This window comes from Piscinibacterium candidicorallinum (assembly GCF_047549485.1).
Lineage (GTDB): Bacteria > Pseudomonadota > Gammaproteobacteria > Burkholderiales > Burkholderiaceae_C > Piscinibacterium > Piscinibacterium candidicorallinum.
In genome coordinates this window covers 3,210,337-3,233,078 of sequence record NZ_CP180191.1, presented here as the reverse complement: position 1 = coordinate 3,233,078, position 22,742 = coordinate 3,210,337, and the positions used below count along the sequence as shown (strand labels likewise).

Here is a 22,742-nt window from a genome sequence, read left to right as displayed (position 1 = left end):
TGCGGAATCGCGCGGCGAGCGCTTGCGCCGCAGGCTCAGAGCGTCTTGAGCAGAGCCTCGGCCTCTTCGCGCTGCTTCTTGGACAGGCCCGGCTGCATGCCCAGGGCACGCGTCACCTGTGCGTTGGCCTTGGCCTTGTCGCCGAGTGTGTTGAAGCACTGGCCGAGTCGGAAGTGCGCCTGGGCGCGGGCCTTCACTGCGATCGAGCGCTCGTAGACCGGGACGGCTTCGTTGCACTTGCCCTGCTCGTGGAAGGTGCGGGCGAGTCCGTAGTGGCCCCACTCACTGTCCGGGAAGCGCTTGACGACCTCGGTGTACAGCCGCGCCGCGTCGGCCCAGCGCTTGTTGCTGGCGTACTGGCTGGCTGCGCCAAAGAGCAGGTCGCGCTGCTGGTCCTGCAGGTCCGGGTCGTCGCCGACGGCGGTACGCAGCGTGAGCGCCTCCGCGTCCGCGGTCTTGTCATCGGCGAGCAGCAGGCTGGCACGCATGAGCGCGCCGGCGGTCGGCAGCACCTTGGCGGTGTCCTCAGCCAGGTCGCGGGCCTTGCCCTTGCCGCCGCCGACGATGCCCGGCGCCTGCAGGTAGTACTGCATCAGGTTGAAGCGGGCTTCGACGTACTTCGGCTCCAGCTCGACCGCCGTTTTGAATGCATCGCGGATCTTGGTGGCGTAGCCCATGGCGGACATGATGCCGGCCGAGATGGCCTTGGTGCCCAGTGCACTGCCCAGCGCGTTGTGGCAGAGGGCAGCTTTGGGGTTGGCTTCTACGCAGCGCTCGGCCAGCTTGACGGCTTCGTCCACGCGTTTGGCTGCATTTTGACCGGATAGCACTGCGCTGACTTTGCCAGCAAGGGCCACCGGATCGGTGGCCGACTTGGCCAGCGCCGCATCGGCCAGGCGCTCGGCCTCGGCCACCTTGTCGGCGCGCAGCAGGACGTCGTAGTCGCGGGTGGTCTGGGCGGCAGCCAGGGGGCTCAGGGCGATGAGCACCGCGGCAGTGGCCGCAGCGCCAGACGGGTGGTTCAGGAAGACATGCTTGGGCATTGGAAGCTCCAGGGGCTAGGGCAGGCGCGAATGTATTTGAAGCGCCGCGCCGGGGCTTCAGGTGTTTGCATCGGTTGTGACAGATTGCCGATTCGGCAGCATGAGCTGCGGGCGCGGCTATCGTCCCGGGCAGGGGCGTGGGGCCCAGCGCAGGAGGGGTGCATGGATCTTCATGGCAGCTGTCATTGCGGAAACATCCGCTTTTCTCTTGCAGGCTTTGCGCCGGAAGCGCCCATTCCGGCGCGCGCATGCACCTGCAGCTTCTGCCAGAAGCACGGCGGCGTCTGGACCAGTCATCCGCAGGGGCGGCTGCGCATCCGCATCGCGGCGGCGGCCGATCACGGGGTCTATCGATTCGGCACGGGCACGGCGGACTTTCATGTGTGCCGCCGCTGCGGTTCAGTCCCGGCGGTGACCTCCGAGGTCGATGGCCGGCTGTTCGGTGTGGTCAGCGTGCGGGCCCTGGAGGGGGTGGCGCCCGAGCGTCTGCAGTACGCCCAGGTGAGCTTCGAGGGCGAAGCCATCGGCGACCGGCTGGCGCGCCGGGCACGCGGCTGGATCCCGGATGTAGATGTACTCGTGGGGGAGGCATGAAGCGCACCCGAACTCTATATTTGACTGGTCGGTCAATATTGATCTAGTCTGCACGCATGGCCCGAGAACGCAATTTCTCCGAACCCGAGGTGCTTGAGCGCGCCGCGGATGTCTTCAGCACCCATGGCTATGGCGCAACCTCCGTGGCCATGCTGTGCGAGGCCACGGGGCTGGGCAAGCAGAGCCTCTACAACGCCTTTGGCGACAAGCAGGCGCTGTATCTCAAGTCCGTCGATTGCGCGGTGGGCCGCTTCGGTGCGGCCGTGGCGGCCATGAAGGCTGCGCCGGACGGGCGGGCGGCGCTGCGCTCCTTCTTTGGTGGCTTGGTGGAGGTCTGTGCCAGCGGCGAACCCGCGCGGCAGAGCTGCATCGTCACCACCGGCCTGCTCGAGTTCGTGGACGATCCGGCCCTGCGCCTGAGTCTGCAGGCCAAGTGGCAGGCCACGCATGAGCTCTTGCGCGGCACGATTGAGCGCGGGCAGAAGGATGGCTCGGTGCGCAACGCCGCGCCCTCGGCCGAGCTGGCCGATCTGCTGATGAGCCTGATGAGTGGCTTGCGCGTCACGGCGCGAGTGGATGACTCAAAAGCGCGCCTGCAGCGTACCGCGGACCTTGCAATGGCCCTGCTAGACCACAGTTAGCGTTCATGGCGCGGGCTGGCAGCCCGCGCCATGATCCATCGCCCCAGGCGCCGCACCGATCGGTCAGGCGCCTTTAATTGGGCTCAATATTGACCGATCGTTCCACTAAAGAGAACGTCCATGAACAAGCCTCTCCTCCATAAGACCGCGCTGGTCACCGGCGCATCCCGCGGCATTGGCGCCGCAATTGCCAAGCGCCTGGCTGCCGACGGTGCCGAGGTCATCCTGCACTTCGGCAGCGGCGCGGCCGAAGCCCAGGCCGTGGCGGCCGAAATCCGCGCCGCCGGCGGCAAGGCCAGCACCGTGCAGGCCGATCTGGCCGCGGCTGACGGCCCCGCCAAGCTCGCCGCCGCCGTCACGACGCCGACGGTCGACATCCTGGTCAACAACGCGGGCGTGGCCCTGTTTGCCGGCATCGACGCGATGAGCGAAGCGGAATTCGACCGCCAGGCCAACATCAACATGCGCAGCCTGTTCTTCATCACCCAGAAGTTCCTGCCGCGCATTCCGGCCGGGGGGCGCATCATCAACGTGGCTTCTGCCGTCACTCGCATCGCCTTCCCTGGCATCCCGGCTTATGCGGCCACCAAGGGCTTTGTGGACGTGCTCACGCTGCAGCTCGCCGCCGAGCTGGGCAAGCGCAACATCACGGTGAACGCCGTGGCGCCGGGTGCGATCGACACGCAAATGAGCGCATGGGTACGCACGCCCGAAGGTGAGCAGACGGTGGCGCAGATCCAGGCCCTGCCAGGCATCGGCCAACCCGCACATGTGGCAGGCGTCGTCGGCTTCCTGGCCGGCCCGGACGGCGCCTGGACCACCGGGCAGATCGTGGACGTGAGCGGCGGCACCAAGCTGTGATCCGCGCCCGCTGAACTCAGCGCGAGGCGGGTGCCGGTTTCCGCTTGTCTGGACCCGATCTTCAAGGCATGCGCCTGAAGATCGGCCTCCAGAGCGCGTTTTCAGGGCAAGTGCCTGAAGATCCTTGCGGGACAGGCGGAGCCGACCATGCGCCGATTCAGAACTACCCCTGCTCGAAGTTGCTCACCCGCACGCCCAGCAGCCGCAGTTTGCGGTTTTGCGGTACCCGGGCAAAGCATTCGAACGCCGCCTTGCGGATGACGGCTTCGCGGTCGGTGAACTCGGGCAGGGACAGATCGCGGGTGGCAATAGCAAACTGGTCGTTGCGCACCTTTACGCCGATCGTGCGGCCGCGCAGCTTGTGCTTGGCCAGGTCCGCGGCCACATCGCGCGACAGTTCGGCCAGCAGCCGTGCAAGCGCCTGCCAGTCACGCACCGGGTGCAGATCGGTGGCGAAGGTGGTTTCCCGCGAAAGGCTCTTGCGTTCGCTTTCGGTCTCCACCGGTCGCGCATCGATGCCATTGGCCGCGCGATGCAGCCACGCGCCGTAGCTCTTGCCGAAGTGGCTCACCAGCCAGCCGGGCTCGCAGGCGGCCAGTTCGCCAATGGTGTTCACGCCGAGGGCCGCCAGCTTCTCGCTCGCCTTGGGGCCGATGCCGTTGATCTTGCGCGCCGGCAGCGGCCAGATGCGCGTGGCCAGATCCTGCGTGCGGAGGATGGTCAGGCCGTTGGGCTTTTCAAGATCGCTGGCGATCTTGGCCAGCAGCTTGTTGGGCGCAATGCCGATCGAGCAAGTCAGGCCTGTGGCTTCCTTGACGGCCGCCTTGAGTGCCAGCCCCAGCACGCGCGTGGGCTCCTCGTGCTCGGTCAGGTCGAGATAGACCTCGTCAATGCCGCGGTCTTCCATCACGGGCGCGATCTCGACGATGGCCGCCTTGAACAGGCGCGACACGCGGCGGTACTCCGCGAAGTCCACCGGCAGAAACACGGCCTGCGGGCACAGGCGCACCGCCTTGGCCATCGGCATGGCGGAATGCACGCCGAACTTGCGCGCTTCGTAGTTGGCGGTGGTGACCACCCCGCGCGACTCAGGATCGCCGCGGCCGCCGACGATGACCGGCAGGCCAGCCAGCTCTGGCCGCCGCGCAAGTTCCACGGAGGCATAGAAAGCGTCCATGTCCAGGTGCGCAATGCGCCGCGCAAAGTCACCACCGGGCGCTGCGATTTCCGTGGCGGCGTCGTCGTCGTCCGTGTCTGGTGGTGAGAGCGGTGTGGTGCTCAAGGCGCGTTCGGTGTGCAGCGCGTTTGGTGCTGGACGTACAGCTTGTCACAAATCATGGCGCCCGCGGCAACCCCGCGGGCAGGGCGCATCCGTTGAATTACAGTCACCCACACGGAGAATGACCATGAAGACCCTCACTGCCCGTAAATCCGCTCGCGCCATGGACACCTCTGCGCTGCTCAAGCGCCTGCTGGGCCATTCACTGCTGGCGGCGGCCCTGTCTTGCGGCGCGATGGCTGCATTCAGCCCGGCGCACGCGCAAACCCCTGCCATGATGATGCCCATGACCCCCAAGGACGTGCTCAACCTAGACGCTACCGTGCAGACCCAGGTCACGCCGGACCTGGCCGTGGTCATGCTCGCCGCCGAGCGCAGCGGCGCCGACACCGCCGGCCCGAGCGCCGAAGTCACCCGCGCGATCACCGAAGCGCTCAAGGAAGCCCGCAGCGTCGCCGGCATTCAGGCGTCCACCGGCGGCTTCACGACCTTCCAGCGCTTTGACAACAAAGGCCAGCGCACGGGATGGACGGTGCGCGCCGAAGTGATTCTCAAGAGCAAGGACTTCACCGCGCTGGGCAAGCTGGCCGGCAAGCTCACACAGGCCGGCCCGAACGCGCTGCAGATCACCAACAACACGTTCGAGGTCTCCACCGAGCTGCGCAATGCCGAAGAAGCCAAGCTGATGGAGCGCGCGATTGCCGAGTTCCGCCGCAAGGCGCAGGTGGCTACCAGCGCCTTCGGCTACAAGAAGTTTTCCATTCAGCAGGTGAACGTGGGCACCTCGAGCGGCTTTGTGCCGCCGCAGCCGCGCCCCATGTTGCGCATGGCGGCAATGGCTGCAGCCGCGCCGGAGGCCGACATGCCGATCCAGGCGGGCTCGACTGAACTTTCGCTGACCGTGAGCGGCAGCGTGCAGATGGAGAATTGAGGGCGCGATGAACATGCAGACGGGCTTCTTCTCGGGTTGGCGCATCGTGCTGGCTGCAGCGGTCGCGCTGTTTACGGCCCTGCCGCTGCACGCCGAGACCGTACGCGGCGAAGGCCCGTATCGCACCGAGGCGCGCCCCGTGGCCGGCACCACCGCTGTGGTGCTGAGCCTGCCGATCCGTGTGAGCGTGGTGATCGGCGAGCGCGAGGAAATTACCCTCTCCGGCGACGAAAGCCTGCTCCCGCTGATCGAGACCGTGGTGGACAACGGCGTGCTGCAGATCCGCCCGGTGCGGCGCAACCTGGATCTGCGCCCGCGCCAGGCCCTGATTGCCGTGCTCAATGTGCGCAGCCTCACGCGCGCCACCATCGCCGGCAGCGGCGAGCTGCGTCTGCCGGCCTACAAGACCCCGCAGCTGGAGCTGAGCATTTCAGGCTCCGGCGACATCCACCTGCGCGATACCGAGATCCGAAAGCTCAGCGTGAGCATCTCCGGCTCCGGCAACGTGCGCGGCAGCGGCAGCGCCGAGGACAGCAGCATCCGCATCGCGGGCAGCGGTGACGTGCGGCTTGAAGACCTGCAGGCCAAGACCGTGGAGGTGCGGATTGCCGGCAGTGGTGACGCCCGCGTGAACGCCACCGAAACACTGACGGTGCGGATTGCCGGCAGCGGGGATGTGCGCTATCGCGGCGAGCCCAAGCTCAGCAAGAGCATTGCGGGTAGCGGCGAGGTGTCGCCCCTCAAATGATTGGGTAGCACTTGTGACACGCGAATCACGGTTGCTTTTGCCTGACGTCTACAGAGCACGCGTCTACTGCTATTCCGATATTGACGCACGCCACAGCTCAACCGAAGCATGGCAACGCGCTTGGGGCGAGAAGCTGCCTGATTTCGCGCAACTCGTGGTCTGCGAGTTTCCTGACCAAGCAGGAGGCTTCTTGCTTGGGCTTTCCGAAGACGGCATCGTGTTTTTCGACTCACAACACGAATCCCTCTCAGTTGCTCGTGCCTATGCCGAGTCGGAGTTCGAAGGTCTTCGCGATACATGGGTTTTCCCGGAACCCTCCTGATTCATCGTCTGCGACCTGCTGACACAGCCTTGTCAGCAGGCGCCGGAAGCGGGCCAGTTCAGAGGGCAAACCGTCACGGCGGCGCTTGACCCGAGGGGTAGCATGGAGCAAACACCCATCACTCCTCAAAATGGCCGAACAAGATCCCTCCTCCTATCTCGGCAATGTCATCGGCAAGCGCATCCGCATCCGCGGCGCGCGCCAGAACAACCTCAAGAATCTCTCGCTCGACATCCCGCTCGGTGAACTGGTCGTCGTGACCGGCGTGTCGGGCTCGGGCAAGAGTTCGCTGGTGTTCGACACGCTCTATGCCGAGGGCCAGCGCCGCTATGTCGAGACCTTCTCGCCCTATGCGCGGCAGTTCCTGGACCGCATGGACCGCCCGCAGGTGGACGCTATCGAGGGCGTGCCGCCGGCCATTGCCATCGACCAGACCAACCCGGTGCGTACCAGCCGCTCCACGGTCGGGACGATGACCGAGATCAATGACCACCTCAAGCTGCTGTTCGCGCGCTTTTCCACGCTGTATGACCCGGTAACCGGTCGCGCCATCCGGCGTGATTCGCCCGCCAGCATCCTGAAGGAACTGCGTGCCCGCGATCAGGATGATCGTGTGGCTGTGACCTTCGAGGTCAAGATTCCGGCCAACTTCTCCGAAGCAGAGATCGAGCAGTACCTCAGTGCCCAGGGTTACACCAAGGTCTTTGCGCGCGAGGTCGAGCAACTGACTGTGCTGGCCGATCGCTTCAAGCTGGCGAGCGTGGATGATCCGCGCATTCTGGAGGCGCTTGAAGGTGCACTGAAGCTTGGCCACGGCCGGGCGCAGGTGCGAGTGCTGGACGCTGAGGACGCCCAGCGCGCGACGGCGGTGCTGCGCTACAGCGAGCACATGGAAGATGAAAGCGGAAAGCGCTACACGCCGCCCAATCCGTCGGCCTTTTCCTTCAATTCACCGCTGGGCGCCTGCGAGGCCTGCCGCGGCTTCGGCCGCGTGATCGGCGTGGACTACGGCCTGGTCATTCCTGACGAGAACAAGAGCCTGAAGGCCGGTGCGATCAAGCCCTGGACCACGCCCGCCTGGAAGGAATGCCAGGACGATCTGCTGCGCCACGCCCCCCGGCACGGTGTGGCGGTAGACATTCCGTACAAGCACCTGCCCGAGGAGCACAAGCGCTGGCTGGTGGAGGGCGATCCCAAGTTCAAGAAGTGGGAGCAGGACTGGTTCGGCATCCGCCGCTTCTTCGAGTATCTGGAGAGCAAGGCCTACAAGATGCACATCCGTGTGCTGCTCTCCAAGTACCGCAGCTACACGGAATGCCCCACCTGCCGCGGTGAGCGTCTCAAGCCCGAGGCCTGCCTGTATCGCGTGGGCACCCAGGCCGATGCGCAGCGCGCTCTGGGTAGCGACTATGCACGCTACCGCCCCACCGCGGCACGTTTTTCGCAAGCCGTGCTCGACAGCCTGCCCGGCCTCACGGTGCATGACCTGATGCTGCTGCCGATCGCGCGCGTCAAGGACTTTGTCGATGGCCTGTCGTTTGAGGGCAGTCTCGATGAAGCCGGGTCCCTGGTACTCGATGAACTGCGTGCGCGTCTGCAGTACGTCTGCGATGTGGGTCTGGGCTATCTCACGCTGGACCGGCAGAGCCGCACGCTCTCTGGTGGCGAGGTGCAGCGCATCAACCTGACCACGGCGCTCGGCACCTCGCTGACCAACACCCTGTTCGTGCTGGATGAGCCTTCGATCGGCCTGCATCCGCGCGACATCGATCGCATCAACGGTGTCATGCAGCGCCTGAAGCGCGCCGGCAATTCGCTGGTGGTGGTGGAGCACGATCCCCAGGTGATGTTTGCCGCTGACCGGCTGCTCGACATCGGCCCCGGGCCGGGTGAACGGGGCGGCAACATCGTGTTCTACGGCAAGGCCAGCGATGTGGCGCAGGCCGGCACGCTGACGGCGGACTATCTCAACGGCCGCAAGCGGGCGGATGCCGGCATCACGCCCCGCCCGCCGTTCGTCAACAGCGAAGGCCTGCTCTCCGGCCCCAAGCTGCGTGTCGAGGAAGCCAGCGAGCACAACCTCAAGAATGTCAGCGTGGAGTTCCCGCTGCACCGCTTTGTGGTGGTGACGGGCGTGTCCGGCTCGGGCAAGTCCACGCTGATGGACGAGGTGCTGCACCGCGCGCTGCTGCGCGCCAAGGGCAAGGCCACGGAGCAGCCGGGCAAGGCGCGCGCGGTCTATGGCGCCGACCAGATTGATGACGTGGTGTTCGTGGACCAGAGCCCCATCGGCAAGACCGCGCGCTCCAACCCGGTGAGCTACGTCGGCGCCTGGGATGCCATCCGCGAGCGCTTTGCGCGTCTGCCGCAGAGCAAGGAGCGCGGCTACACGGCGGGCACCTTCAGCTTCAATAGTGGCGACGGGCGCTGCCCGACCTGCAGCGGCTCGGGCTTCGAGCACATCGAGATGCAGTTCCTCTCGGACGTGTACCTGCGCTGCCCCGACTGCGACGGCACGCGCTTCCGTGCCGAGATCCGCGAAGTGAAGCTCGGCGCTTGGGGGCGCCAGCTGAGCGTGAGCGATGTGCTCGACCTGACGGTGAGCGAGGCGCTGTCGGCCTTCTCGGACGACTGGGAGGTCAAGCGCGTGTTGCAGCCGCTCTCCGATGTGGGCCTGGAGTATCTGAAGCTCGGCCAGCCCGTGCCCACACTCTCGGGTGGCGAGGCGCAGCGCCTGAAGCTGGCCGGCTTCCTGGCGGAGGCGGCCCAGCGCAAGAGCGTGCCCAAGGCCGGCACCCTGTATTTGTTCGACGAGCCCACCACGGGCCTGCACTTCGACGATATCGCGCGCCTGCTCAAGGCCATGCGCAAGCTCATCGATGCCGGCCACAGCGTGATCGTCATCGAGCACAACCTGGATGTCATGCGCGCTGCAGACTGGCTGATCGACCTCGGCCCCGAGGGCGGGGACGCCGGCGGGCAGCTGGTCTTCGCCGGCCCGCTGGACAAGCTGCTCGCGCACCCGGACTCACACACCGCCCGGGCACTGCGCGAGTACGACGTGCGCCTGAGCCATCCGGCAGGCTTTCGCGTCGAGGAGCCGCGCGCCGCCTACGGCACCCCCGGCGCCGCTGCGGATGAAGGCGCGCCCATGCAGATCCAGATCCGCAAGGCGCGCGAGCACAACCTCAAGGCCATCGATCTCGACATCCCGCGCGACAAGTTCACGGTCATCACGGGGCCCTCGGGTTCGGGCAAGAGCACCCTGGCCTTCGACATCGTCTTCAACGAAGGCCAGCGCCGCTATCTGGAAAGCCTGAACGCCTATGCGCGCTCCATCGTGCAGCCCGGCGGCAAGCCCGATGTGGACGCGATCTTCGGCATCCCGCCCACGGTGGCCATCGAGCAGCGCACCAGCCGCGGCGGCCGCAAGAGCACGGTGGCCACGGTCACGGAGCTGCATCACTTCCTGCGCCTGCTGTACGTGAAACTGGGCACGCAGTACTGCCCGAACGACGGCGCAGCCATCGTGCCGCAGACGCTCGATGCCATCGTCAGCCAGATCATGGCTGACTATGCCGGCCAGCACATCGGCCTGCTTGCGCCCCTGGTAGTTGCCCGCAAGGGCTACTACACCGATTTGGCGAAGTGGGCGGCCGGCAAGGGCTATACCCACATCCGCGTGGACGGCAGTTTCTTCCCCACGGCGCGCTGGCCGCGCCTGGACCGCTTCAAGGAGCACACGCTCGAGCTGCCGGTGGGCGATCTGGTCGGCCGCCCGGATAACGAGCGTGTGCTGCGCGATCTGCTCTCGCGCGCGATGGAGTTTGGCAAGGGCACGGTGCATGTGATCACGCACCTCGAGCGTCTGGTGAATGCACTCAACAAGGGCGATCCGCTCGGTGCCAGCGCCGACACGCCGCTGCGCGTGTTCTCCAGCAAGCGCGCCTGCCCCACCTGCGGGCTGAGCTTTCCGGAGCTCGATCCGCGCATGTTCTCCTACAACTCCAAGCTGGGCTGGTGTGGCAGCTGCCAGGGCACCGGCCTGCTCACGCGCTACATCGACGACCGCGAGGACGTCAGCGGCCGCGAGCAGAATCTGGCCGAGGAAGAGGTCGACGTCGACCACACGCAGCCCTGCGAGACCTGCGCGGGCCAGCGCCTGAATCCGACTTCGCTGTCCGTGCGCTTTCGCGATCACAACATCGCCCAGGTCGGTGCGATGAGTGTGGGCGAGGCGCAGGCCTACTTCGACGGCATGCACCTCAATGCGCGCGAGGCCGAGATCGCCCGCGACCTGATTGCCGAGGTCAACGGCCGCCTGTCATTCCTGGAGCAGGTGGGCCTGGGTTACCTCACCCTGGACCGTGCTGCACCCACGCTGTCGGGTGGCGAGGCACAGCGCATCCGTCTGGCCGCGCAGCTGGGCAGCAATCTGCAGGGCGTGTGCTACGTGCTCGATGAGCCGACCATCGGCCTGCATCCACGCGACAACCGCGTGCTGCTCGATGCACTCTCGCGCCTGGAAGGCAAGGGCAACACCCTGCTCGTGGTCGAGCACGACGAGGACACGATTGCCCGTGCCGAACACATCATCGACATCGGCCCCGGCGCCGGCAGCCGCGGTGGACGCATCATCGCCCAGGGCACGCTGCAGGAGCTGATGGCGCATGAGGATTCGCTGACCGGCCGCTACCTGCGTTCGCCGATTGCGCACCCAATGCAGACGCCGCGCACGCCCGACCCGGCACGCCGCCTCACCGTGCGCGGCGCCAGCCTGCACAACCTGCAGCAGGTGGATGTGCCGGTGCCACTCGGCGTGCTGAGTGTGGTGACCGGCGTCTCCGGTTCGGGCAAGAGCACGCTCGCGCGCGAGGTGCTGCTGGCCAATCTCCAGGCCCGCACCAGCGAGGCGAAGAAGGCCGCGGACTGGGTCGGCTGTGCCGGCATCGAGGGCTGGCAGCAGGTCACGCGCGTGCTGGAGGTGGATCAGACGCCGATCGGCAAGACGCCACGCTCCTGCCCGGCGACCTACATCGGCTTCTGGGATGCCATCCGCAAGCTGTTTGCCGACACCTTCGACGCGCGTGCCTCAGGTTTTGATGCCAGCCGTTTCAGCTTCAATGCCGGCAAGGGCAGGTGTGAGACCTGTGACGGCCAGGGCATGCGCACCATCGAGATGAACTTCCTGCCTGACGTGAAGGTGGTCTGCGAGACCTGCGGCGGCAAGCGCTTCAATGCCGCCACGCTCGAAGTGCAGATGCGCGGCAAGAGCATTGGCGATGTACTCAACATGAGCGTGGACGACGCCGTGGAGTTCTTTGCCGCGAGCCCGAGCATTGCGCACCCGCTCAAGCTCATGCAGGATGTCGGTCTCGGCTATCTCACGCTTGGCCAGCCTTCACCGACGCTCTCCGGCGGCGAGGCGCAGCGCATCAAGCTCGTCACAGAACTGGCCAAGGCCCGCACCGACAAGACAGGCCGCTTCAAGGTGAATGAACACACCCTGTACGTTCTGGATGAACCCACGGTCGGCCTGCACATGGCCGATGTGGAAAAGCTCATCCGGGTGCTGCACCGCCTGGTGGATGCCGGCAACAGCGTGGTGGTGATCGAGCACAACCTGGATGTGATGGCCGAAGCCGACTGGCTGATCGATATGGGCCCGGAAGGCGGCTCGGGTGGCGGGCAGCTGGTCGTGGCCGGGCCGCTGGCCGATGTGCTGGCACACAAGGGCTCGCACACCGGGCGCATCCTGGGCGAGTTTCTGACGCAGCCGGGGCGGCGGGCGACTGCGCACTGAAGGGGCTTTCCGCTTGTCTGGTGCTGAGAGCGGAGCTTCGCGGGGCATGCCCCGCGCCGCTCGAAGAGCTCGCGCCTGCCAGCGCGAGCCCCTTGCACCACTGGTTCCGCTTGTCTGGTGCGGCTTTCCAGCCATTTTGGTCTGGAATGCCGCGTGAAATGGACATCTGGCCCGCCGCATCCGGGCGTGGTGCTGGCGCGCGGCGGCTTCGGCCACAATGCGGCATTGCCCCCCGATGGCCTTGACGCGAGCACACCGTGAACGTCCTCATTCTGCTGGCCCACCCCAATCTGCCGGAAAGCCGCATCAACGCCACGCTGCGTGATGCCGTGCGCGAGCTGAGTGGCGTGCATGTGCACGACCTCTACAGCGCCTACCCGGACGGCTTCATCGACGTGGCGCGCGAACAGGAGCTGCTGCTCGCGCATGACGTGATCGTGATGCAGTTTCCGATGTACTGGTACTCCACGCCGCCGCTGCTCAAGGCCTGGCAGGACGCCGTGCTCACCCACGGCTGGGCCTACGGCAGCAAGGGCGTCGCGCTGGCGGGCAAGTCCCTGCTGATCGCGGTGTCGATCGGTGGGGATCAGGCGGGTTACGGGCGCGAGCACGGCCAGTTCACGCTCACCGAACTCTTGCGCCCGCTCGAAGCCACGGCCTGCTTCTGCAGCATGAAGTTTCTTGGTCACGTGGCCCACGGCGCCGAGGACACCGATCTGCACGAGCGCCTGCCGGACATGGCCCAGAGCTATCGCGCGCTGATGCAGCGCCTGGCGGCGGGTGATCTGCCCCCTGTGGTCGACAGCCGCTGAAGGGGCCGCCATGCTGCAAGACACCCTGATCTTTCTGGTGGCTGCCGTCCTGGCGGTGCCGCTGTTCAAGCGCCTGGGTCTGGGCGCGGTGCTCGGCTATCTGATCGCCGGCGTGATCATTGGCCCCGCGGGTCTGAAGCTGATCGACAACCCGGATTCGGTGCTCAAGTTCGCCGAGTTCGGCGTAGTGCTGCTGCTCTTTCTCGTGGGTCTGGAGCTCAACCCCAAGAAGCTCTGGCAGCTGCGTGTGCCGATCTTCGGCATGGGCGGCCTGCAGGTGTTTGTCACCGCAGCCATCGTGGCAGGTGTGATGATCGCGGCCGGCCTGCCCTGGCCGATTGCGCTGGTGATCGGCATTGCGGCGCTGCAGTCGTCCACCAGCGTGGCGCTGGCGCTCATGGCCGAGCGCAATCTCCTGCCCACGCCGGGCGGGCGCAGCGCGCTGTCGGTGAGCCTGTTCCAGGACATCATGGTCATTCCGATCCTGCTGCTGCTCGCGGCGATCGCGCCGGTGAAGGAGGGCGGGGCGGCGCACGGCTTTTCGCTCTGGCAGGGCATTGCGCTGATCGTGGGCATGGTGGTGATTGCGCGCTTTGCCATGCGGCCGGTGCTGCGCTTCATTGCCAACACGGGCCTGCGGGAGGTGTTCATTGCCTTCTCGCTGCTGCTCGTGCTGGGTGCGGCCTACGCCGCCGAACACGTGGGTTTCTCGATGGCCTTGGGCACCTTTCTGGCCGGGGTGCTGCTGGCCGAGAGCGAATACCGGCATGAGCTGAACCTGGACATCGAGCCCTTCAAGGGCCTGCTGCTCGGACTGTTCTTCATCGCCGTGGGCATGAGCGTGCAGATGCGCCTGTTTGTCGAACAGCCGCTCCTGGTGATCGGTGGCGCTTTGGCACTCGTGGCGCTGAAGATGGCCGTGCTCTATGGCATTGCACGTCTGTTCAAGCTTTGCGGGCAGGACGGGCTGTTGTTTGCGATCATCATCTCGCAGGTGGGCGAGTTCGCCTTCGTCATCCTGACTGCGGCGCGTGCGCAGGGCACCCTGCCTGGGCCCTATGCCGACATCATGAACGCCATCGTCGCGGCCAGCATCCTGACCACGCCGCTGCTGTTCATGGCGCTGACGCGCTTCGTGATGCCACGCATGAATGCGCAGGCCGCGCGTGAGGCCGACACGATCGAGGAACGCAACGAGATCATCGTCGCCGGGTTCGGCCGCTTCGGGCAGGTGGTGGCGCGTCTGCTCATGGCGCGCGGCTATGGCGTGACCCTGATCGACCACAACGCGGATCAGGTGGAGTTCACGCGCCGCTTCGGCTTCAAGAGCTACTACGGCGACGCTTCGCGCATCGATGTGCTCGAGGCGGCCGGCATTGCGCAGGCACGTGCGCTGGTGCTGGCGATCGACGATGGCGCCGTCATCGTCGAGACGGTCAAGCTGGTGCAGGCGCGCTTTCCGCAGGTGCAGGTGCTCGCACGGGCGATCGGCCGCACGGATGCCTACGAGCTCGAAAACCTGGGCGTCACCCACGAGCGCGAGACCTTCCGCGCTGCGGCACGCCTGGGCGAGAAAACCCTGATCGCACTGGGCGAGACACCGCACCAGGCGCACCTGGCCACGCGCACCTTCATCGCGCACGACGAGAAGATCCTCAAGGAGTCCGCCCGACACCGTGGTGACACCAAGACCCTCATCAGCCTGTCGGACCGCGCGCGGGCCGATCTTTCGGCCCTGCTCACGCGTGAAGGCCGCAAGGGCAAGGACGAAGACCCCGAGATCCTGCGCTGGTGAGCCTGCATCCACGCGAGTCGCCGCTCTTGAATTTGCCCGACAATCCGCCACATCCCAGCAATCTGCATCGAACACCTGCCCGCCATGATCGACGTCACCGTAGAAAACTTTGAATCCGAAGTGGTTGCCGCCTCGAGCACCACGCCCGTACTGATCGACTTCTGGGCGCCCTGGTGCGGTCCCTGCAAGGTCATCGGCCCGATGCTGGAGAAGCTCGAAACCGCCTACGGCGGCGCCTTCAAGCTGGCCAAGGTCAACTCGGACGACGAGCAGGAGCTGTCTGCTGCCTTCGGCATCCGCAGCATTCCGACCTGCGTGCTCTTCAAGGACGGCAAGCCGGTCGATGGCTTCATGGGCGCCCTGCCCGAGGGCCAGCTGCGCGCCTTTCTCGACAAGCACCTGCCCAAGCCGCAAGAGATGGAGCTGGCCGCCGCGCGCCAGGCCCGTGCCGAAGGCGACCTCGACACCGCGCAGCGCAAGCTCAAGGCCGCGCTTGCACTGGACCCCGGCTTCGACGAAGCGCGTTTCGATCTGATCGAGCTGCTGGTGGACGCCGGCGACAACGAAGCTGCCAAGGCCGAGTTCGAGAAGATCTCGCCCAAGAACCAGATCGACCCGCGCTGGCATGCGCTCGATTCGCGCATCCATGCCGCCAAGAACGCGCTCAAGCTGCCGGGTGTGGACAAGCTGCAGGCCGCGATCGACGCCGACCCGAAGAACCTCCAGGCGCGGCTCGATCTGGCCGAGGCCTATATCAGCGTGGCGGCATGGGAAGAGGCGCTCGAGCAGCTGCTGGAGATCGTCACGCGCGACCGTGCCTTCGGTGAAGACGTAGGCCGCAAGAAGATGATCGACATCTTCAACATGACCGGCCCCTCGCCCGAAGTGGTGGGCAAGTGGCGCCGCCGCCTGTCCACGGCGCTCAACTGAGCACCGCAGCGTTGGAGGCGCTCACTGCGCAAGCGTGTTGAGCAGCGCGCCCGCCGCCATCAGGCCCATGCTGGCCGTGATGTGCATGGCCGAGCCGTAGCCGGCGCAGGACAGGCCCTGCGGCGCAGCCGCTTCAATACCGCGCGCAGCCGCTCCCATGTGGAGCGCAGCCGCTTCGTTCTCGGCTGCTGCTGGATGTGTGGATTCAGACACATCGCAGGCCTCGGCCTGCGGACGGCGTAGCGCTTCGGCGCTGTAGATCACGCGCACGCCCATCTTTGGTGTGCGCTTGCTGGCAGTCTTTGCCTTTGGGTCCGGCGCAGGAAAGCCATGCTGCTTGCGCAGCAGGCCGCGCACCCGTGCCAGCAGTGGGTCATGGGTGGCAAAGGCGAGATCGTCCGCACGCAGCAGCGTGGCATCCGTCTTGCCCCCGGCGGCGCCCGCCATGATGAGCGGCAGCTTGCGTTGTCGGGCCAGCAGGGCCAGCGCCACCTTGGGGTGCACCTGATCGATGCAGTCGAGCAGGGCGCTCGCGTCTGCGGGAATCAGGCCTGCGGCGTTCTCCCGCGTGACAAAGTCGTCCACGCAATGCACCACGCAGGCCGGGTTGATCTGCGCAATCCGATCGCGCATGGCCAGCACCTTGGCCTGGCCCAGCGTGGGCGTGAGCGCGTGCACCTGGCGGTTCACATTGCTCTCTGCCACGTGATCCAGATCGATCAGCGTGAGCCTGCCGACGCCGCTGCGCGCGAGGCACTCTGCCGCCCAGGAGCCCACCCCACCGATGCCGACCACCACCGCATGCGCGGCCGCAATGCGCGCCGCACCGGCCTTGCCATACAGGCGTGCCATGCCGCCGAAGCGGCGTTCGGCGTCCATGTCCTGCAGCGCAGCGTCCGCAACCGTATTCATGCCGCGCATTGTAGGAATCAACGTCGTCGGCGCATGAGAGCGAATGCACCGCTTGCGCCACAATCGAGCCTTTCGCAGCGCAACCGCTTGGAGCAGGCCCGTGAGCCATCGCATCGCAGTCATCGCCGGAGACGGCATCGGCAACGAAGTCATGCCCGAAGGCCTGCGCGTACTGCAGGCCGCCGCCGGGCGCTTCGGCATCGCCCTGCAGTTCGATCACTTCGACTTCGCGCACTGCGACTACTACCTCAAGCACGGCAAGATGCTGCCGGATGACTGGAAGCAGCAAATCGGCGGGCATGACGCGATCTTCTTCGGCGCGGTCGGCTGGCCGGCGACTGTGCCGGACCACATCTCGCTGTGGGGTTCGCTGATCCAGTTCCGCCGCCAGTTCGACCAGTACATCAACCTGCGCCCGGCGCGGCTCATGCCGGGCATCACGGCGCCGGTGGTCAAGCGCGACGGCAGCCGCTACGCACCGGGCGAGATCGACTTCTACATCGTGCGCGAGAACACCGAGGGCGAATACTCCAGCGTCGGCGGCCGAATGTTTGAAGGCACCGAGCGCGAGTTCGTGCTGCAGGAGGCGGTGTTCACGCGCACCGGCACGGACCGCGTGCTCCAGTTCGCCTTCGACCTCGCCCAGCGCCGGCCGAAGAAGCACCTGACCAGCGCCACCAAGAGCAACGGCATCAGCATTTCCATGCCCTACTGGGACGAGCGCGTGGCCGAGATGGCGCAGCGCTATCCGGATGTGAACGTGGACAAGTTCCACATCGACATCCTGACTGCGCACTTCGTACAGCGGCCGGCCTACTTCGACGTGGTGGTGGCCAGCAACCTGTTCGGCGACATCCTCTCGGATCTCGGCCCCGCCTGCACCGGCACCATCGGCATTGCGCCTTCGGCCAATATCAATCCGGAACGCAAGTTTCCGAGCCTGTTCGAGCCCGTGCACGGCAGCGCGCCGGACATTGCGGGCCAGGGCATTGCGAACCCTATCGGCCAGATCTGGGCGGGCGCCATGATGCTGCAGCACCTCGGCTACCCGGAGGCGCACGACGCGATCGTCGCAGCCATCGAACGCGTGCTGGCCGATCCTGCCGCGCCCAAGACGCCGGACATCGGCGGCCGGGCAAACACCCAGGCGTTGGGCGAGGCGATCGCGTCGGCGCTTGCCTGAGCTGGCGCGTTGAGTCTGCAGCCAGTCCACCCAAGAACACACATCAACTCAGGGCCGTCCATGTCATTGCCTCGCGCTGTTTTCGCCGTTCTCGTCGCCGTTAGCCTGCTCACCGCCTGCGACACCACCCCCAAGAAGCCGGAAGACTGCGCCCGCATTGATTGGCGCAGCGAAGGCCGCAGCACTGCGCTGGACGGCCGCGCGATGGATGCGGGCTGGCGCCGTGGCGCAGCCTGCCAGCAGCTGGGCACCAACCCCGACCGCAAGGCCTTCGAGAGCGGCTGGGCCGAGGGGCAAGCGACCTACTGCACACCGCGCTTTCTGCTGCGCGAAGGCCGCCGCAATGACGGCTTCGGCCCGATCTGCCGCGGCATGGACGAAGCCACCCTGCAGCGCGCCTGGAACCACGGCCGGCTGCTCTACGAAGCGGATCAGCGCGTCCAGCGGCTGGACAACGACCTCGTGAACCTGCGCGCCCGGGCCGACGACGTGAAGCTGCCCCAGGGTGACCGCGACACCGCCCGCGCGCAGCTCTCCGGCGTCATCGCCGCCCGTGCGCAGGCCATCGCCACCCGCGACCGGCTGGAGTCCGAAGCCAACGCGAACGGTTGGGGCTTGGGGCGCTGATTTTCAATCGAACGTTGAAAAGCGGTGATGTAGAGAGCTTATTTTCTACGACTGATTGAATAGGTAAACAGGCCGGGATCCGCACGCAGCATGCGGATCCTGGCCTGTTTTGCCCTCGGTTTTCAGCACTGCATCTCATGCCGAGTCTTTGCATAGGGTGTGCTCCGGGCGAGTGGGCGCCCGGCCGCGATAATGCGCGGATGAGCACCGCACCGAACACTCTCACACTGACCCAGCCCGACGACTGGCACGTCCATTTCCGCGATGGCGATGCCCTCAAGGCCGTGGCCCCGTACACCGCCCGCCAGTTCCGCCGCGCGGTGGTCATGCCCAACCTCAAGCCGCCGGTGACCACGGTCGCGTCCGCGCTGGCTTATCGCGAGCGCATCCTCGCGGCCCTTCCTGCGGGCGCGGACTTCGAGCCGCTGATGACGCTCTACCTCACCGACAACCTGCCGCCCGACGAGATCGACCGCGCAGTGGATACCGGAGGCAAGATCATCGGCCTGAAGCTCTACCCGGCCGGGGCGACCACCAACAGCGACTTCGGCGTGAGTGACATCCGCAAGTGCCATGCAACGCTGGAGCGCATGCAGCGGCTTGATCTGCCGCTGCTGGTGCATGGCGAGGTGACGGACAAGTCCGTGGACGTGTTCGACCGCGAAGCCGTGTTCATCGACGAGGTGATGATCCCGCTGCGCCGCGACTTTCCCGAGTTGCGGGTGGTCTTCGAGCACATCACCACCAAGGAGGCCGCGCATTACGTGCGCGATGCTGAGGGTCGCGTAGCCGCCACCATCACGCCGCAGCACCTGCTCTACAACCGCAACGCCATCTTCTCCGGCGGGCTGCGGCCGCATTACTACTGCCTGCCCGTGCTCAAGCGCGAACCGCACCGCATCGCGCTGGTCGAGGCCGCGACCTCAGGCAACCCGCGCTTTTTCCTGGGCACGGACACTGCTCCACACGCGCGGCATCTGAAGGAGCATGCCAGCAGCTGTGCCGGCTGTTTCTCCGGCCTGCATGCCATGGAGCTGTATGCCCACGCCTTCGAGCTGGCGGGTGCGCTGGACAAACTGGAAGCCTTTGCCAGCTTCCACGGCCCGGACTTCTACGGCCGGCCGCGCAACAGCGGCAGCATTACGCTCAAGCGCGAAAGCTGGGTGATTCCCGACGAGGTGCCGTTCCTGGAGTCGCCGCTGGTGCCGCTGGCGGCAGGCGAGACCCTCGGTTGGCGCGGCGCACACAACTGAGCGCAGGGCGCGTTGTGGCGACAGCCGTCTGGCGCGCCGCACAAAAAAAGCGGGGCGACCCTTGCGGCTCGCCCCGACTGAACACCTTGGGAATCGGCGCCTCGTTGACGAAAGCGCTACCCGTGGTCGGAGAATGAAGAAACTACCCAGTGACAGACGCAGACGCGTGAATCACTGCTCCAAATCGAAAGCAATTTGCGCGCCATGCTGCTGAGGACGCTTGATCGGCTCGTAGCGCCACTGGCGAACCGCAGCCAGGATCGGTGCGTTCAGCACCGAGTTCGTGGATGACACGATGGCAGCATCGGTCACCGTGCCATCGGGCATGACGGTGAATGACACGCGGACATCACCCTTGCGGATGCCACGCTGCAGTATGGATCTGCCAATTTCCGGCGCGACCTGTTTGACCAGCTTCAGCGGTTGATCTTCTTCCACCACGGGAGCCGCTGCGGCTGTGGGTGCGGCGATGGCTGCAGCGGGTACGGCGGGTGCCGCTTGTTGCGTTGCAGCAGCCGGGGCGGCAGCCACGCCAGCTGCGGTGGCTGCCGTGGCGCCCGTGGCGGCTGGCGTGCTGACCGATGCGGGGGGCGTGGTGGCCGGTGCAGCTGCGGCAGGTGCGGGCGCGGCTGCGGGTCGGGCTGCTGCGCCGGGCGCGGCTGTTGTGGCCGCTGCGGGTGCGGCAGCGGTCGCCGCGGCAGGGGCCGTTGCTGCTGCAGCCGGCCGCGCTGCGCCCGTACCGGCGGCGCTGGCTTGCGCCGGAGCAGCGGCTGCCGCTGCGGCCGGGGTGGCGGGACGCTGCGTATTGGCCGGCGCCGGCGCATTGCCGCGGCGGGGCCGGTCGTCCTGCATCATGATCCACTTGAGCGGGTTGTCCGCCAGGCGTCGGGTGCGGTCCGAGACGGACTCCTGGCTGTTGCCCTGGGCGTTGCCACTGCTGGGCGCGGGCTGGGCGGTCTGGGCAAGAGAAGTGGCGTGCGCGCCAAGCAGCGCGCACAGAGCCGCCGCAAGGGCGGTCAAGCGAATAGCACTCATGGAAGCAACGGATCCCGTTTTTGGCGCTGCACCATTCTCCTCAGGCTGGGCCTGCCTGGTGTGCGCTCTGAATGAATATGTGACGGAATCGTAGTTTTGAAACCGAACGTGTATGGCCGAAATTGAAGAATCTTTCAATCGCGTTGCGTCTCGGGCAACGTCTTGTAGCAATTTCGCCAATGGCCGATTTCAGGCCCCGGCAGGCTGATCCGGCAAACGCATCGTTGGCGTGATCAGTCCGGGGTCGGTGATGAGTTCGATCAGCGCCGGAACGCCTTGATCGCGGATGGCCGAACGCGCCGCATCCAGCGCCGCCTTGAACTGCGCCACCTCGGTCACGCGCTGGGCATGGGCGCCGAAGGCCTGCGCCAGCTGAACAAAGTCCGGGTTGCGCAGTTCCGTGCCCGAGATGCGGCCGGGGAAGTCGCGCGCTTGGTGCATGCGGATGGTGCCGTACAGCCCGTTGTTGAACAGCAGGATCAGCGGCCGCGCGCCGTACTGCAGGGCGGTGGCCAGCTCCTGGATGGTCATCATGATGTCGCCATCGCCCGCGGTGATGAGCACCGTGCGCTGCGGGTCGAGGATCGACGCCGCAATGCCCGCCGGCAGGCCGTAACCCATCGCGCCGCTGGTGGGGGCGAGCTGCGTGCGGCCGTGGTGCTCGATGCCGCCATAGCGCCAGAAGCGGTGGCCCCAGGTCGCAAAGTTGCCCGCGCCGTTGGCGATCAGCGTGTCTGCCGGCAACTCCGCCTTGAGGGTCTGCACGATCTGCCAGGGGTTGAAGCGCGCCTCGCGGCTGGCCTTGGGCTCGGCCTGCCAGGCCTCATAGTCGGCGCGGGCGGTCTTCACGGTCTCGGCCCAGGGCGCATCGGCCGGCGCAAAGGCTGGCGGGGGCAGATGGGCGAGCGCATCGGCCATATGGAAGCTGCCGGCCGCAATCGCCAGTTCGGCCTGATAGACGCGGTTCAGCTCGTCGGGGTTCGGATGCACATGAATCAGGTGCTGGTGTGGGGTCGGCACCTCGAGCAGGGTGTAGCCCGAGGTCGTCATCTCGCCCAGGCGGGGGCCGAGCACCAGCAGCACGTCGGCCGCCTTCACGCGCGCTGCCAGCGCCGGGTTGATGCCGATGCCGACATCGCCCACATAGTTGGGGTGATGGTGGTCGAAGGTGTCCTGGAAGCGGAAGGCGCAGGCCAGCGGCAGATTCCAGGTCTCGACGAAGTGGCGCAGGTGGGCGCAGGCGGCGCGGTCCCAACCCGGCCCGCCAGCCAGCACCAGCGGCTGCCGCGCGTGGACGAGCAGATTCTCCAGCTGCGCCATCTGCGCCGGGGTGGGCGCGGCCTGCACCGCGTGATAGGGCTGGGCATTGGCCACCTCGACCGCCTGCGAGAGCAGATCTTCGGGCAGGGCCAGCACCACCGGACCGGGGCGGCCGCTGGTGGCCACAGCAAAGGCGCGGGCGATGAATTCCGGGATGCGGTCTGCGCGGTCGATCTGCGCCACCCACTTGGCCAGGCGCGCATACATGAAGCGGTAGTCCACCTCCTGGAAGGCCTCGCGCTCGAACATGTCCGTGCCCACCTGGCCGATGAACAGGATCATCGGCGTGGAGTCCTGAAAGGCCGTGTGCACGCCAATCGCCGCATTCGTCGCCCCCGGCCCGCGCGTCACCATCGCAATCCCCGGCTTGCCCGTGAGCTTGCCGTAGGCCTCCGCCATGAAGGTCGTGCCGCTCTCCTGCCGGTTCACCACCAGCTTGATCGAATCCTGATAGCCATGCAGCGCATCCAACACCTGCAGATAGCTCTCGCCCGGCACGCAGAAGACGGTGTCGACCCCGTGGATGCGCAGTTGATCGACGAGGCATTGGGCGGCGGTGCGGGCGGGGTGGGTCATGGCGTGGCAGTCAGCGAAGGCCCCGCAGTTCGGGGGCAAGGGGGGCAAAGTCCCCCCAAGGAGGAGGTGCTCGAGGA

Annotated in this window: 18 protein-coding genes; 13 read left to right on the top strand and 5 right to left on the bottom strand. The window is 66.6% G+C overall.

Annotated elements, in window-relative coordinates:
• Window positions 1-35: 35 nt before the first annotated feature.
• Complete coding sequence (locus ACMDW7_RS14580; protein ID WP_377303148.1) at window positions 36-1,043, bottom strand: tetratricopeptide repeat protein; 1,008 nt, start codon at window positions 1,041-1,043, stop codon at window positions 36-38.
• Window positions 1,044-1,205: 162 nt separating this feature from the next.
• Between ACMDW7_RS14580 and ACMDW7_RS14575 the strand changes: the two genes are divergently transcribed.
• From ACMDW7_RS14575 to ACMDW7_RS14565, 3 genes are all read left to right on the top strand, one after another.
• Entirely contained in the window at window positions 1,206-1,637 is a 432-nt protein-coding gene (locus ACMDW7_RS14575; protein ID WP_377303150.1) for a GFA family protein, read from the top strand.
• A 56-nt stretch (window positions 1,638-1,693) separates the two neighbouring features.
• Window positions 1,694-2,278 carry a TetR/AcrR family transcriptional regulator gene (locus ACMDW7_RS14570; RefSeq protein ID WP_377303152.1) on the top strand — a complete coding sequence of 195 codons (585 nt, stop codon included), beginning with the start codon at window positions 1,694-1,696 and terminating at the stop codon, window positions 2,276-2,278.
• Window positions 2,279-2,398: 120 nt separating this feature from the next.
• Window positions 2,399-3,139, top strand: a complete 741-nt coding sequence (locus ACMDW7_RS14565) for an SDR family NAD(P)-dependent oxidoreductase (protein ID WP_377303154.1) — start codon at window positions 2,399-2,401, stop codon at window positions 3,137-3,139.
• Between the two features lie 163 nt (window positions 3,140-3,302).
• On the opposite strand, the gene dinB is transcribed toward ACMDW7_RS14565, so the two are convergent.
• Window positions 3,303-4,421, bottom strand: a complete 1,119-nt coding sequence (gene dinB, locus ACMDW7_RS14560; RefSeq protein ID WP_377303156.1) for a DNA polymerase IV — start codon at window positions 4,419-4,421, stop codon at window positions 3,303-3,305.
• A gap of 124 nt (window positions 4,422-4,545) precedes the next feature.
• Between dinB and ACMDW7_RS14555 the strand changes: the two genes are divergently transcribed.
• From ACMDW7_RS14555 to trxA, 7 genes are all read left to right on the top strand, one after another.
• A complete protein-coding gene (locus ACMDW7_RS14555; RefSeq protein ID WP_377303158.1) occupies window positions 4,546-5,349 on the top strand; it encodes an SIMPL domain-containing protein in 804 nt (267 codons plus the stop codon).
• Between the two features lie 7 nt (window positions 5,350-5,356).
• On the top strand, window positions 5,357-6,097 hold the full coding sequence (locus ACMDW7_RS14550) for a head GIN domain-containing protein (RefSeq protein WP_377303159.1): 741 nt from the start codon (window positions 5,357-5,359) through the stop codon (window positions 6,095-6,097).
• A 37-nt stretch (window positions 6,098-6,134) separates the two neighbouring features.
• On the top strand, window positions 6,135-6,419 hold the full coding sequence (locus ACMDW7_RS14545; RefSeq protein ID WP_377303161.1) for a hypothetical protein: 285 nt from the start codon (window positions 6,135-6,137) through the stop codon (window positions 6,417-6,419).
• Between the two features lie 169 nt (window positions 6,420-6,588).
• A complete protein-coding gene (gene uvrA / locus ACMDW7_RS14540) occupies window positions 6,589-12,222 on the top strand; it encodes an excinuclease ABC subunit UvrA (protein WP_377304256.1) in 5,634 nt (1,877 codons plus the stop codon).
• A gap of 257 nt (window positions 12,223-12,479) precedes the next feature.
• Window positions 12,480-13,034 (top strand): NAD(P)H-dependent oxidoreductase, encoded by a 555-nt coding sequence (locus ACMDW7_RS14535; RefSeq protein ID WP_377303163.1) that lies wholly within the window; start codon window positions 12,480-12,482, stop codon window positions 13,032-13,034.
• A 10-nt stretch (window positions 13,035-13,044) separates the two neighbouring features.
• Entirely contained in the window at window positions 13,045-14,829 is a 1,785-nt protein-coding gene (locus tag ACMDW7_RS14530; protein WP_377303165.1) for a monovalent cation:proton antiporter-2 (CPA2) family protein, read from the top strand.
• A gap of 87 nt (window positions 14,830-14,916) precedes the next feature.
• Window positions 14,917-15,759 (top strand): thioredoxin, encoded by an 843-nt coding sequence (gene trxA / locus ACMDW7_RS14525; protein ID WP_377304258.1) that lies wholly within the window; start codon window positions 14,917-14,919, stop codon window positions 15,757-15,759.
• A 21-nt stretch (window positions 15,760-15,780) separates the two neighbouring features.
• Here trxA and ACMDW7_RS14520 read toward each other — a convergent pair whose 3' ends face one another.
• Window positions 15,781-16,671 (bottom strand): ThiF family adenylyltransferase, encoded by an 891-nt coding sequence (locus ACMDW7_RS14520; RefSeq protein WP_377303167.1) that lies wholly within the window; start codon window positions 16,669-16,671, stop codon window positions 15,781-15,783.
• 43 nt (window positions 16,672-16,714) lie between these two features.
• Between ACMDW7_RS14520 and ACMDW7_RS14515 the strand changes: the two genes are divergently transcribed.
• The 3 genes from ACMDW7_RS14515 to pyrC all read left to right on the top strand — a co-directional run bounded on the left by ACMDW7_RS14515 (window position 16,715) and on the right by pyrC (window position 19,734).
• Window positions 16,715-17,854, top strand: coding sequence for a tartrate dehydrogenase (locus ACMDW7_RS14515; RefSeq protein ID WP_377303169.1), 1,140 nt, complete (start codon window positions 16,715-16,717; stop codon window positions 17,852-17,854).
• Between the two features lie 60 nt (window positions 17,855-17,914).
• Window positions 17,915-18,481 carry a DUF2799 domain-containing protein gene (locus tag ACMDW7_RS14510; RefSeq protein WP_377303171.1) on the top strand — a complete coding sequence of 189 codons (567 nt, stop codon included), beginning with the start codon at window positions 17,915-17,917 and terminating at the stop codon, window positions 18,479-18,481.
• 200 nt (window positions 18,482-18,681) lie between these two features.
• On the top strand, window positions 18,682-19,734 hold the full coding sequence (pyrC, locus tag ACMDW7_RS14505; RefSeq protein WP_377303173.1) for a dihydroorotase: 1,053 nt from the start codon (window positions 18,682-18,684) through the stop codon (window positions 19,732-19,734).
• A gap of 171 nt (window positions 19,735-19,905) precedes the next feature.
• On the opposite strand, the gene ACMDW7_RS14500 is transcribed toward pyrC, so the two are convergent.
• Both ACMDW7_RS14500 and ACMDW7_RS14495 read right to left on the bottom strand, forming a co-directional pair.
• Window positions 19,906-20,769 (bottom strand): energy transducer TonB, encoded by an 864-nt coding sequence (locus ACMDW7_RS14500; protein WP_377303175.1) that lies wholly within the window; start codon window positions 20,767-20,769, stop codon window positions 19,906-19,908.
• A gap of 189 nt (window positions 20,770-20,958) precedes the next feature.
• Window positions 20,959-22,665, bottom strand: coding sequence for a thiamine pyrophosphate-binding protein (locus tag ACMDW7_RS14495; RefSeq protein WP_377303177.1), 1,707 nt, complete (start codon window positions 22,663-22,665; stop codon window positions 20,959-20,961).
• Window positions 22,666-22,742 lie beyond the last annotated feature (77 nt).